Origin of the sequence: Streptomyces sp. NPDC088197 (genome assembly GCF_044741185.1) — a bacterium.
Classification (GTDB): domain Bacteria; phylum Actinomycetota; class Actinomycetes; order Streptomycetales; family Streptomycetaceae; genus Actinacidiphila.
The window spans coordinates 497,490-509,280 of record NZ_JBIUSD010000002.1 but is presented as its reverse complement, the minus strand read 5'-3'; the positions used below and the strand labels follow the sequence as shown (position 1 = coordinate 509,280).

Here is an 11,791-nt window from a genome sequence, read left to right as displayed (position 1 = left end):
CAGCCGCGCTCGCACGGCGTCGGTGCGGCGGAGGGCGGCTGGGGGGCGGCCGCGAGCGGCTCGCCCCAACTTTAGGTCAAGGTTGCGCCGTGGAGACACCCGGAAGGGTGACGTGGATCCGGCAGCCGCGAGGGGATTCGGCCACTTCTATCCGCCCGCCGTGCAGGTCCACCGCCCAGCGCGCGATGGCCAGACCGAGCCCCGTCCCGCCGTCGCCGCCCGGATGCGCGCCGCGGTGGAAGCGGTCGAAGACGCGAGTGCGGTCGGCCTCGGGGATGCCGGGCCCCTCGTCGCGCACGTCCAGGTCGAGGCTGCCCGGCGCGCCGCCGCGCCTGGCCCGTACCGTCACCCGGCCGCCCGGCGGGCTGTGCTTGACCGCGTTGTCGACCAGGTTGGCCACCACCTGGTGCAGCCGCTCGCCGTCGGCGTAGGCCGTCAGTTCCGGGGGTGACACGTCCAGGTGCAGGTGGACGTCGGCGCGCGGCCGGGAGCGGGAGCCGGTCGCGGAGGAGCCCTCCATGCCCAGGCTCGCGGTGCGCAGCACCGCCGACAGGTACGGCCACACCTCGAAGCGCTTGGCCTCCAGCCGGACCGCGCCGCTGTCCAGTCGCGAGAGGTCCAGCAGCTGGGTGACCAGCTTGCCGAGCCGTTCGGTCTGCTGGAGCGCCAGCCGCATGGTCTCGGGGTCGGCGGCCGACACCCCGTCCACCACGTTCTCCAGCACGGCCCGCAGCGCGGCGATGGGGGTGCGCAGCTCGTGCGAGACATTCGCCACGAGTTCCTTGCGGTGCCGGTCGACGGCGGCCAGATCGGCCGCCATCTGGTTGAAGGTCTCGGCCAGCTCGCCGACCTCGTCCCTGCGCACCCGCGCCACCCGGCGGCTGTAGTCGCCGCCCGCCATCGCCTTGGCGACGGCCGTCATCTCGCGCAGCGGCGCGGTCAGGCCGTTGGCGACGATCTGGGTCAGCAGCAGCGAGGCGATGATCGAGAAGATCGTGATGACCCGCAGCTCGGTCGCCGAGTGGATGGCGACGATCACCAGCAGGGTGGTGATCAGCACCGAGATGATCACCAGGAGCTGGAGCGCGGCCTTGATGGAGCGGTACGGGTCCCAGGGCCGCAGCGCGTCCCACACGCGCCGCCACAGCCGGCGCCACCACCGGGTCATGGCGCCGGGGTCTCCAGCGCGTACCCGACGCCGTGCACGGTACGGATGCGCTCGGCGCCGATCTTGCGGCGCAGCGCCTTGACGTGGCTGTCGACGGTCCTGGTGCCCGACGCGTCGGCCCAGTCCCACACCTCGGCGAGCAACTGCTCGCGGGAGAGCACGGCGCGCGGTTGCTGCGCCAGGCAGACCAGCAGCTCGAACTCGGTCGGGGTCAGGTGCACGTCGGCGCCCCTGACCCGGACCCGGCGCTGCGCGTGGTCGATCTCCAGGTCGCCGAGCTGCATGCTGGCGCCGCGCGGGTCGTGCGCGGCGATCGAGGCCCGCTCGACCCGGCGCAGCAGGACGTGCACGCGGGCGGCCAGCTCGCGCATCGAGAACGGCTTGGTCATGTAGTCGTCGGCGCCGACGCCGAGCCCGACCAGCATGTCCGTCTCGTCGTCGCGCGCGGTGAGCATCAGCACCGGCACCGGCCGGTCGGCCTGCACCCGGCGGCAGACCTCGAGGCCGTCGTAGCCGGGCAGCATGACATCGAGAACCAGCAGGTCGGGCTGCCAGGTGTGCGCGGACTCCACCGCGGAGGGACCGTCCCCCGCCGTCCGCACCTGGAATCCCTCGGCCTGCAGCCTGGCCGCGATGGCCTCCGTGATGGTCTGGTCGTCCTCGACCACCAGCACCCGGCGCTGCGTGCCCGTCGTCTGCGCGCTGTCCAATTCCGCCCCACAAGGTCGTCCTGGTTACGGGGGAGCCTACGGGGCAGGTGGGCGCCCTGACTACGCGGCGTTGATCGCCAGGTGCACGACATCCGGAACCCCACGCGTCACTTCCACCTCCAGAGTGCGTACTCCGGAGAAGCCCGCGGTCCGCAGCGCGTCCTCGAAACCGGCCGACGGGCTCGCCGACCACACGGCAAGGACGCCGCCGGCCGTCAGCCGGTTCCGGCAGGCCGCGAGGCCCGCGGGGCCGTACAGACCGCCGTTGTCGTCGGTGACCGTCCAGTCCGGGCCGTTGTCGATGTCCAGGCAGAGCGCGTCGTACCGCTCGCCGGGCTCCGCCACGTACGCCACCAGGTCCCGCTCGACCACGGTCACCCGCGGGTCGTCCAGCGCGCCCGCGGAGAACGGCGCGAGCCGCCCGTCGCGGTGCCAGCCGACGACCGCGGACTCGCGTTCGACGACGGTGATCCGGGACCAGCCCGGCCGCGCGGCGGCGCGCGCGAGGGAGAATCCGACGCCGAGACCGCCGATGAGCACCGAGCGGCCGGGCCGGTCCGCGCTGTTCGCCGGTTCTTCGTCCAGGTATTCCAATGCCGCGTCGACCAGAAGGCGTTCGGACCGCCCGTCGGAGGTGTCCATGAGGAAACACCCGTTCGCGATGATCTGGAGCAGGTCGCCGTGCCGTCGCAGCACCACCTCCCCGTACGGGCCTTCCTGCCGGTCGAGCACCACGGGAGCGGTGTGGTCGAAGGCGCGGGTTCCGCTGTAGGAGGATGGGTGTTGGAGGGTCATACGGCCAGTTTGGCGTATGCCGCACGAGGTCATGACCTTATGTCGGCCACCTTTCCATCGGGCGTTAACTGCTCGGTCGTGAGAACTTCATTTCCTCTGCATCGGGGCATGACCTGGGCGGCGAACCGGCGGCGTAAATTCCGCGCATGTCCTCCCTACTGAAGAATCGACTGACCAGGCGGGTGCTCGCCCCCGCTGCCGCACTGGTCGACCGTCGCGTGCAGAGCTCCGCCTCCAAGCTCCGCAAGGAGATCGAGAGCGACCGCAGGTCGCAGGTCGCCGATCTCGACTCGATGCGCAAGAAGGTCGCGGAGCTGGGCGACCAGCAGTTCGCGATCGGTCTGCTCTTCGACAAGACCGGACGCAGCGGTCCCCGGCTGCCCACCCCGGACCGGATCGACACCCTGGTGCGGGAGATGGTCGCCGTCTCGGGCCGCGACGAGGCCGACGCGCGGCGCAATGTGACGATCGCCTTCCGCAATGTGATCGCGCTCGAAGCCCTGGCCGTCGGCCGCCTGGCCGGTTCCACCTACAACATCTGCGGGAAGCTGGCCACGGTCCCGCTGCTCGACCCGCCCAACGAGGACGTGCTGGAGATCGGCACGCTGCACGGCCTGTTCTCCGCCGCGCTGATGCGGATGCTGCACCGGGCCGGTGTCGAGGCGCGGCTGACCATCGTCGACCCGCTGGCCGGGACGCAGCTCCAGCCGGGCGCCCGGCCGGTCGGCGAGCCCACCGGCACGCCGGTGCGGATGGACGTGGTGCGCGCGAATCTGGCGCTCGGCGGCAAGGCAGGGGAGCGGGCCAGGATCGAGCAGGGCTTCTCCGGCGACCCGGACACCCGGGCCGCGGTCTCCGACCGGAAGTACGGCGTGATCATCGTCGACGGCGACCACTCGGCCGAGGGCGTCATGGCCGACCTGGAGTGGGCAGAGAAGATCGCGGCGCCCGGCGGCATCGTGGTGCTCGACGACTACGGGGACGCCGCATGGACCGGTGTCCAGGAGGCGGCGGACAAGTACCTGGAGACCGGGGAGTCCCGGTTCGAGATGCTGGGCCGGGTCTCCACCTCGGCCTTCCTGCGCGCCAGGAGCTGACCGGGGGAGCTGCGGGGGACCGCCGGGAGCGGGGATCGCCGGGAGTTGGATCGCGCAGGTCAGGACCGCCGAGGCCGGGGATCGCTGAGAGCGAACGCACCCCGGGGAACATTCGAAGTGCCCCACGCATTGAGTCGACATAGCTCAACTTGATTGCCGAAGGGGAGATCATGGCTTCGACGCCCACAACGCTCACTCTGCCCGTGCTGCCCCTGTCCGACGAGGTCGTCCTGCCCGGCATGGTCGTGCCGGTCGACCTGTCGGACACGGAGGCGCGGGCCGCGGTGGAAGCCGCGCACGCCGCCGCCGGAACCGGCGGCCTCGCCGGTGACAGCGGCGACAACAAGCCGAAGGTGCTGCTCGTTCCCCGCGTGGACGGGACCTACGCGGGGATCGGGGTGCTCGGCACCGTCGAGCAGGTCGGCCGGCTGTCCGACGGCGACCCCGGCGCCGTGATCCGGGGCCGCTCACGCGTGCGGATCGGGGCCGGTACGACCGGGCCCGGCGCCGCTTTGTGGGTGGAGGGCACGCCGGTGGAGGAACCGGCGCCCGCGGAGTCGCCCGGCACGGTCGCCGAGCTGATGAAGGAGTACAAGGCACTGGCCACGAGCTGGCTGCGCAAGCGCGGCGCCTGGCAGGTGGTGGACCGGGTCCAGCAGATCGACGACCTGTCCCAGCTCGCCGACAATTCCGGCTACTCCCCTTACCTCACCACCGAGCAGCGCGTGGAGCTGCTGGAGACCCTCGACCCGATGGCCCGGCTCAAGCTGGCCGTCCAGTGGCTGCGCGACCACCTCGCCGAGCAGGACGTGGCCGAGAGCCTGCGCAAGGACGTGCAGGAGGGCATGGAGAAGCAGCAGCGCGAGTTCCTGCTGCGCCAGCAGCTCGAAGCGGTCCGCAAGGAACTGGCGGAGCTGAACGGCGACCCGGAGAACGAGAGCGAGGACTACCGCGCCCGCGTCGAGGCCGCCGAACTGCCGGAGAAGGTCCGCGAGGCCGCCCTGAAGGAGGTCGAGAAGCTGGAGCGCTCCTCGGACGCCTCCCCCGAGGGCTCCTGGATCCGCACCTGGCTGGACACCGTCCTGGAACTGCCGTGGAACACCACGACCGAGGACACCTACGACGTCCCGGGCGCCCGCGCGGTGCTGGACGCCGACCACTCGGGCCTGGACGACGTCAAGGAACGCATCACCGAGTACCTGGCCGTGCGCAAGCGGCGCGCGGACCGCGGCCTCGGTGTCGTCGGCGGCCAGACGGACGCTGCTTCCGGCAAGAGCGGCGGCGGGCGGCGGGCGGGCGGCGCGGTGCTGGCCCTGGTCGGGCCGCCCGGAGTCGGCAAGACCTCCCTCGGCGAATCCGTCGCGCGCGCCATGGGCCGTACCTTCGTCCGGGTGTCGCTGGGCGGCGTCCGCGACGAGGCGGAGATCCGCGGCCACCGGCGTACGTACGTCGGCGCGCTGCCCGGCCGAATCGTGCGGGCCATCAAGGAGGCCGGGTCGATGAACCCGGTGGTGCTGCTCGACGAGATCGACAAGGTCGGCTCCGACTACCGGGGCGACCCGGCGGCGGCGCTGCTCGAAGTCCTCGACCCGGCGCAGAACCACACGTTCAGGGACCACTACCTGGAGGTCGAACTCGACCTGTCCGACGTGGTGTTCCTGGCCACCGCCAACGTCCTGGAGACCATCCCCGAGCCGCTGCTCGACCGGATGGAGCTGGTCAGGCTCGACGGCTACACCGAGGACGAGAAGGTCGTCATCGCCCGCGACCACCTGCTCCCGCGCCAGTTGGAGCGGGCGGGCCTGGCCGAGGACGAGGTGGCGCTGGAGGAGGAGACGCTGCGCAGGCTGGCGGGCGAGTACACCCGCGAGGCGGGCGTCCGCAATCTGGAGCGCACCGTCGCCCGGATATTGCGCAAGATCGCGGCGCGGCACGAACTGGGCGACCAGGAACTGCCGTTCACCGTCGGCCCCGACGACCTGCGGGCGCTGATCGGACGGCCGCACCACGTACCGGAGTCCGCGCAGGACCCGGAGGAGCGGCGCACGGCGGTGCCGGGCGTGGCCACCGGGCTCGCGGTGACCGGCGCGGGCGGTGACGTCCTCTACATCGAGGCGTCGCTGGCCGACCCGGAGACCGGCGGATCGGGACTCCAGCTCACCGGCCAACTGGGCGACGTCATGAAGGAGTCGGCGCAGATCGCGCTGTCCTTCCTGCGGTCGCACGGCGCGGAGCTGGAACTGCCGGTCGGCGACCTCAAGGAGCGCGGCGTCCACCTGCACGTGCCCGCGGGCGCGGTGCCGAAGGACGGGCCGAGCGCCGGTGTCACCATGACCACCGCGCTGGCGTCGCTGCTCAGCGGGCGCCGGGTCCGTACCGACGTCGCCATGACCGGCGAGGTGTCCCTGACCGGACGGGTGCTGCCGATCGGCGGCGTCAAGCAGAAGCTGCTCGCCGCGCACCGCGCCGGGATCACGACCATCGTCATCCCGAAGCGGAACGAGGCGGACCTGGACGACGTCCCGGCCGAGATCCTGTCGGCCCTCGACGTCCACCCGGTCAGCGATGTCCGCCAAGTCCTGGCGCTGGCGCTGGAGTCGGCCTCCGCCGAGGCCGCCGAGGCGGAGGTGCCGCTGGCCGCCTGACGGCCTCCGGCCGCGGGTCCGGTCGAAGGCCGCGGTCCGGCCGTGAAGGCCGTGGCCCGGCCCTGAACACGCGAGTTCCCCGCACCCTTGGGACGAGGGTGCGGGGAACTCGTGCGTGCGGGAGCCGCCGCGAGGTGACTAGCCCAGGGCGAGGGCCTGGAGACGGGACAGGTCTCCGTTGAAGCGGTCCTGGTCACCGGGGAAGGTGCCGGCGTCGCCGTACTGCCAGAAGGTGTAGAAGCCGTAGCCCGCGGGCAGGGTGCCGACCGTGCTGGTGTACTTCGCGATCCAGATCGGGCTGGTGGTGGCGAAGCCGCTGTTGTTCCCCGTGCAGGTGTTCCACCAGTCGAAGGTGGTGTAGATGACCGGGTAGACACCCTCACGCGCGTGGTACTGGTTGGCGAAGGCGTGGATCCAGCTCACCATGCTGGCCTGGCTCAGGCCGTAGCAGGTCGCGCCGTAGGGGTTGTACTCGATGTCCAGCGCGCCCGGCAGCGTCTTGCCGTCGCCGGACCAGCCGCCGCCGTGGGCGATGAAGTAGTCGGCCTGCGCGGCGCCGCCGGAGGTGTCGGGGGTGGCGAAGTGGTACGAGCCGCGGATCATGCCCACGTTGTACGACCCGTTGTACTGCTGCGTGAAGTACGGGTTGGTGTACGACGTGCTCTCGGTCGCCTTGACGTAGGCGAACTTGCCGCCGTTCGCCCACGCGGTGGCCCAGTTGACGTTCCCCTGGTAGCCGGAGACGTCCATGCCGAGCGTCTGCGTCGCCATCGGGGTGACGGTCCCGGCGGACGACGACGAGGAGGCGCTGGAGCCCTCGTGCGCCTTGATGGTGGAGCCCATCCAGTCGAGTTCGGGGTGCGTGAGGTGCCCCGTGCCGCTCGCCGCGCTGGCGGAGCCGGGCAGGACGAACACCATCGCGAGCATGGTGACGAACAGACCGGCCAGCAGGCCGAGCCTCTTCCGGACCGAGCCGGGGCCGTGCACGACGGAGAGATCTCCGTGGGACATTCGTGCCTCCATGGTGGGGACTCGGCATGGCCTTGCAGTGGCCATGACAGATTTGAAGGTAGAGGCGCGACTCCGGGCGTGAAAGGGGGTCAGGAAACCGCCGATGGTCTACTCCTGCGAAATACTTGACGTGCTGCGGAAACAACCGTGAGTGAAGGAAACTTTCAGGCGTTGAAAGCGGGAACGGTGTGAACGAGGCGAGACAGGCGGCGGAAGCGGCCGGATCCGACGACAGCGACATGGACGCGCTGGAGCGCGAACTGACCGTGCTGTTCCGGCGCGCCCGCGCCACCTCGGGCGACCTCGCCCGCGCCGTCCACCCGGAACTGGAACCCGCCGCGTACGGCCTGCTGGTCCGGCTGGAGGAGACGGAACCCGAGCGCGCCACCGAACTCGCGGCGTACTTCGGGGTCGGAAAGGCCACCATGAGCCGCCAGTTGCGGGCCATGGAGGAACTGGGCCTGGTCACCCGCGAGCCCGACCCCGCCGACGGCCGCGCCTTCCTGATGCGCCTGACCGCCGAGGGCCGCGAGCGCTTCTCCCGCGTCCGCACCGCCCGCCGCGAGCGCTACCTGCGCCAGCTCATGGCCTGGGACCGCACGGACGTCGCGGAGCTGGCCCGCCTGCTCCAGCGCCTGAACAACGAGGAGTAGCGCGCGCCCCGCGCGGCTACAGCTCCACCAGGACCGCTGTCGCGTCGTCGTGGCGCTTTCCGCCGGGGGACTCCTCGGCGGCCTCGCGGGCGCGCACGCGGGCGATCAGGGCCTCGGGGCCCGCCTTGCGGAGCAGGGTGAGGACATCGGACCAGGCGTCGTCGCCGAAGACCTCGACGGTACGGGCGGCGCCGTCGGTGAGCGCGGCCAGCGCGCGGACCCGGGAGCGCGGGGTGCGGCCGGTGACGGCCCGCGAGACGACCGCGGGATCGGCGGCGGCGGTGAAGAAACCGCCCTCCAGATTGCGCAGCGGCCCGACCCGTACGCCCGCGGCGCGCAGCCGGTCGATCCGGTCGTCCAGCACCGCGGTCACCTCGCCGTCCGGCGACTCCAGCAGCAGCGCCGAGTCCGACAGCACCAGGTGCTCGACGTACTCCTCGTCCCAGCGGACGGCGACCACCGTGGCCTGCGGGGTGAGCGGGTGAGAAAGATCACAGGTGTCACGGTGTGCCGCGGCCGTCCTGCCGATCGCGGCGGACAGAGCGTCGGGAAGCGTCATCTCCGGCCGGGAAACGGACAGTTCGAGCAGCGCGCCGCCGACCCGGGCGGTGAACCACGGCACCGAGTGCACGCAATCTCCGTTGTCCGGCGGCGGCGTCACCCCGTCCAGCAGGACCACGGCGCCGCCCTGCCCGGAAGCGGGCAGGGCCACGGAGACGAAGTCCTCGTTCGGACGGTCGGGGGTGCCGGGCGCGGTGGCCGTCTCGATGCGCATGGGACCAGTGTGCGGGACCCGCGGGTACGGACGGCGGCCCGCGGGTGTCCCGGCGGTGGCCGGACGGCGGCTCCCCGGCACCCCGCGCGGCGGCCCGGCGTTCGAAACCGCGCCCCCCGCGGACGGCCCCATTGGTACGGACCGGGGCGCATGGGCATATGCGCGCGGGCATCCTGCCAAAGGTCGCAGCACCGCGCCAGTGCCGTCCACGCCGGGCGAAGTGTCCCCGCGCACGCCGGACTTGTCGGTCAACTCCTCGTTGCGATTCACTCGTTCGAGTGTCCGGGGGAGCGACGCGTGGCACCTCTCCGGGCGGGGCTGCAAGGGTCGGAGGGACTTCTGCATATTCCCCGGGGACACTCCCGGGCCCGCCGGCGATACGTGATTGCGAGCACCGAAGTTGCGTGAACGACGTCAACCGCGAGAGCGGAGGGTCCGGCAGCGTCTGCTCGCCGCCCTGCTCGTCTGCGCCGTGACCGTCCTGGCCGCCGCCGCTCCAGGCGTCGCCCTCGCGGTCCGCGACCTGTCGCGGGCCCAGGACCGGGCGGACGCGGCCCAGCTCACCACCCGCGCCACCGTGCTCGCCCACTCCCTCGCCGACGAGCGCGACGACCTCGCCGCCTTCGCCGCCGACGGCCGTGACGCGGCCAGCGGCGACGGCCTGCCGGAGGACAGCCGCTCCCGCGTCGACCGCCAGGTCCAGGACGTCGCCGCCGACGCCCCCGCCGGCCTGCGGACCGCGCTCGCCGCGCTGCCCCGCGTCCGGCAGGGCGCCCTCGGCGGCGACGGCGGCCCGCAGAGCGTCATCAGCGCCTACCAGCCGCTGCTCGACGCCCTCGGCAGGACCGCGGGCCCGGTCACCGCGCCGCTGACCCGCGCCGTCACCGCCGCCGCCGTCCAGCGCGGCCTGCTGGTCGCCGCGCTCACCGCGGGCGGCACCCAGCCGGAGCTGACCGCCGCGGCCCAGGTCGCCCACGTCCAGGAACAGGCCGCGCTCGCCGAATTCCGCGCCACGGCCCCCGCCGACCTGCGCGGCCAGTACGACCAGACCGTCACCGGCGCCGACACCGCGCAGGCTGACCGCGACCTCGCCCAGCTCCTCGACGGCGGGCAACTCACCCGCTCCGACCGGGCGCTGGGCGCGAAGCCGGTCAACGCGGCGCTGACCGCCAGGATCGGCCTGATGCGTACGGTCGAGGCGTCCGCCGCCACCGACGAGGCCCGCGCCGCCGCCCACGACCGCGACGACGACGTCACCGCGCTGGAGCTGCGGGCCGCGCTCGCCGCGCTCTGCCTGCTGCTCGTGGTGGGCGTCCTCGTCACCGTCTTCCGCAGCCTCACCCGCCCGCTGGCCGCGCTGCACCGCTGGTCCCGCGCCGACGCCGAGAGCGGCCAGGGCGCCGAGGTGACCGGCACCGACGAATTCGCCGCCGTCGCCCGCCGGGCCAACGCGCTGACGCAGGAGGCCCAGGCGCTGCGCTCGCGCTCCGCCGACCTGGCCGCCGACCGCATCCGCGCGCTCGGCGTGCACGGCGCGCTCTCCGCCGAGCGGGACACGCTGCTGCGCCGCCAGGACGAGCTGACCCGCCAGCTCGCCGCCGCCACCACGCAGGGCGCCGCGCAGCTCACCTACGTCAACCTCAGCCTGCGCACCCTCGGCCTGGTGGAGCGTCAACTCACCCTGATCGAGGGCCTGGAGGACCAGGAGCAGGAGCCGGACCGGCTGGAGACCCTGTTCAAGCTGGACCACCTCGCCACCCGCATGCGGCGCAACAGCGAGAATCTGCTGGTCCTCACCGGCACCGAGCACAGCCACGGCGCCGCCGCCCGCCCGGTCCCGCTGGTCGACGTGGCACGCGCCGCGATCTCCGAGATCGAGCGGTACGACCGGGTACGCATCCAGGCGCTCGCCGTCGCCCGGATCGCGGGCCGCGCCGCCGACGACATCAGCCACCTGCTGGCCGAACTCCTCGACAACGCCACCTCCTTCTCCGCCCCGCACGCCGAAGTGCACCTGTCCGGCTGGCTGCTGGAGAGCGGCGAGGTCATGCTGTCGGTCGAGGACGCGGGCATCGGCGTACCGCCGGAACGCCTCGGCGAGCTCAACGCGGTACTCGCCGACCCCGACCCGGCCCCGCCCGGCACGGTCTCCGGCATGGGCCTGTACGTGGTCTCCCGGCTCGCCCACCGGCACGGCGTCCGGGTGCAGTTGCGCCCGCAGAAGCTCGGCGGCACCGCCGCCGTCGTCGTGCTGCCGCGGGTCCTGCTTCCGGCCGCGCAGCCCGACGAGCAGCCCGCCACGCCGGTGGAGGCCGCGCTGGCGGGCGAGCCGATGCCCGCGGCCACGACGCCGACCGGCGCCGGGGCCGACGCCCCGTCAGCCCCGGAACCGGCCGCCGAAACCGCCACCGCCGCACCGGAGTTCGGCCGGGCGCCCGCGCCCGCCGCCGACCCGGCCGTACCGCGCCAGACCGAGCACACCCGCCCGGCTCCGGACGGCGGGACCGCGCCAGGACAGGGCGCCTCCCGGCCCAGGCACCGTAGGGTGTCCGCAGCCGACACGCCTGCCGCGCCCGTCGGCGGCAGCCTCACCGGCAAGGGGCTGCCGCAGCGGACCCCGCGCAGCACCGGTCTGACCGGAGAGCCCGCGACGCGCGAGCCGCAGCGCGGGGGACCGGTCGACGCCGAGGCGCTGCGGCGCAAACTGGGCGGTCTGCAAAGGGGATTGCAGGCCGGACGGCGGGACGTCGAGGAGGAGATCACCAGCGGATCAGGACCGGTCGCCGGGGCAGGAGTGGTGATACCGGAGCAGGGAGCCGGAGCGGGACCGGGAGCGGTGGAGGGCACCGCGGTCACGACCACGGACGTGCGAGGGGACGACCAGGGGGACGCAGGCCCAGCCGAAACCGTTGAGGAGGCGACCCGTTGAACGCGGTC

Annotated in this window: 9 protein-coding genes; 4 read left to right on the top strand and 5 right to left on the bottom strand. The window is 73.0% G+C overall.

The features are described 5' to 3' along the window. Nucleotides 1-76: 76 nt before the first annotated feature. The 3 genes from ACIOC1_RS06940 to ACIOC1_RS06930 are packed head-to-tail and all read right to left on the bottom strand — an operon-like array spanning nucleotide 77 to nucleotide 2,673. Complete coding sequence (locus tag ACIOC1_RS06940; protein ID WP_355344450.1) at nucleotides 77-1,168, bottom strand: ATP-binding protein; 1,092 nt, start codon at nucleotides 1,166-1,168, stop codon at nucleotides 77-79. Then, the gene (locus ACIOC1_RS06935) at nucleotides 1,165-1,878 is read right to left on the bottom strand and encodes a response regulator transcription factor (protein ID WP_188281597.1); all 714 of its coding nucleotides are present in this window, start codon (nucleotides 1,876-1,878) and stop codon (nucleotides 1,165-1,167) included. The genes ACIOC1_RS06940 and ACIOC1_RS06935 overlap by 4 nt, the downstream gene beginning before the upstream one ends. 60 nt (nucleotides 1,879-1,938) lie before the next feature. Further along, nucleotides 1,939-2,673 (bottom strand): spermidine synthase, encoded by a 735-nt coding sequence (locus ACIOC1_RS06930; protein ID WP_401852440.1) that lies wholly within the window; start codon nucleotides 2,671-2,673, stop codon nucleotides 1,939-1,941. 146 nt (nucleotides 2,674-2,819) lie between these two features. Between ACIOC1_RS06930 and ACIOC1_RS06925 the strand changes: the two genes are divergently transcribed. Both ACIOC1_RS06925 and lon read left to right on the top strand, forming a co-directional pair. After that, nucleotides 2,820-3,770 carry a class I SAM-dependent methyltransferase gene (locus ACIOC1_RS06925; RefSeq protein ID WP_401852438.1) on the top strand — a complete coding sequence of 317 codons (951 nt, stop codon included), beginning with the start codon at nucleotides 2,820-2,822 and terminating at the stop codon, nucleotides 3,768-3,770. Nucleotides 3,771-3,940: 170 nt separating this feature from the next. Further along, the gene (gene lon / locus ACIOC1_RS06920) at nucleotides 3,941-6,415 is read left to right on the top strand and encodes an endopeptidase La (protein WP_401852436.1); all 2,475 of its coding nucleotides are present in this window, start codon (nucleotides 3,941-3,943) and stop codon (nucleotides 6,413-6,415) included. Between the two features lie 138 nt (nucleotides 6,416-6,553). Here lon and ACIOC1_RS06915 read toward each other — a convergent pair whose 3' ends face one another. Then, nucleotides 6,554-7,426, bottom strand: a complete 873-nt coding sequence (locus tag ACIOC1_RS06915; protein ID WP_355344437.1) for a lysozyme — start codon at nucleotides 7,424-7,426, stop codon at nucleotides 6,554-6,556. A 239-nt stretch (nucleotides 7,427-7,665) separates the two neighbouring features. On the opposite strand from ACIOC1_RS06915, the gene ACIOC1_RS06910 reads away from it, so the two are divergent. Next, nucleotides 7,666-8,079 (top strand): MarR family transcriptional regulator, encoded by a 414-nt coding sequence (locus tag ACIOC1_RS06910; RefSeq protein WP_355344462.1) that lies wholly within the window; start codon nucleotides 7,666-7,668, stop codon nucleotides 8,077-8,079. A 16-nt stretch (nucleotides 8,080-8,095) separates the two neighbouring features. Here the strand turns inward: ACIOC1_RS06910 and ACIOC1_RS06905 are convergent, their stop codons facing one another. Further along, the gene (locus tag ACIOC1_RS06905) at nucleotides 8,096-8,854 is read right to left on the bottom strand and encodes a hypothetical protein (RefSeq protein WP_391044423.1); all 759 of its coding nucleotides are present in this window, start codon (nucleotides 8,852-8,854) and stop codon (nucleotides 8,096-8,098) included. Nucleotides 8,855-9,254: 400 nt separating this feature from the next. On the opposite strand from ACIOC1_RS06905, the gene ACIOC1_RS06900 reads away from it, so the two are divergent. Then, the gene (locus ACIOC1_RS06900) at nucleotides 9,255-11,783 is read left to right on the top strand and encodes a nitrate- and nitrite sensing domain-containing protein (protein ID WP_401852433.1); all 2,529 of its coding nucleotides are present in this window, start codon (nucleotides 9,255-9,257) and stop codon (nucleotides 11,781-11,783) included. Nucleotides 11,784-11,791 lie beyond the last annotated feature (8 nt).

Excerpts from the sequence above, each read along its gene's own strand:
- ACIOC1_RS06925 (WP_401852438.1), top strand. The coding sequence starts at position 2,820 with ATGTCCTCCCTACTGAAGAATCGACTGACCAGGCGGGTGCTCGCCCCC.
- ACIOC1_RS06930 (WP_401852440.1), bottom strand. The coding sequence starts at position 2,673 with ATGACCCTCCAACACCCATCCTCCTACAGCGGAACCCGCGCCTTCGAC.
- ACIOC1_RS06905 (WP_391044423.1), bottom strand. The coding sequence starts at position 8,854 with ATGCGCATCGAGACGGCCACCGCGCCCGGCACCCCCGACCGTCCGAAC.
- lon (WP_401852436.1), top strand. The coding sequence starts at position 3,941 with ATGGCTTCGACGCCCACAACGCTCACTCTGCCCGTGCTGCCCCTGTCC.
- ACIOC1_RS06940 (WP_355344450.1), bottom strand. The coding sequence starts at position 1,168 with ATGACCCGGTGGTGGCGCCGGCTGTGGCGGCGCGTGTGGGACGCGCTG.
- ACIOC1_RS06915 (WP_355344437.1), bottom strand. The coding sequence starts at position 7,426 with ATGTCCCACGGAGATCTCTCCGTCGTGCACGGCCCCGGCTCGGTCCGG.
- ACIOC1_RS06910 (WP_355344462.1), top strand. The coding sequence starts at position 7,666 with ATGGACGCGCTGGAGCGCGAACTGACCGTGCTGTTCCGGCGCGCCCGC.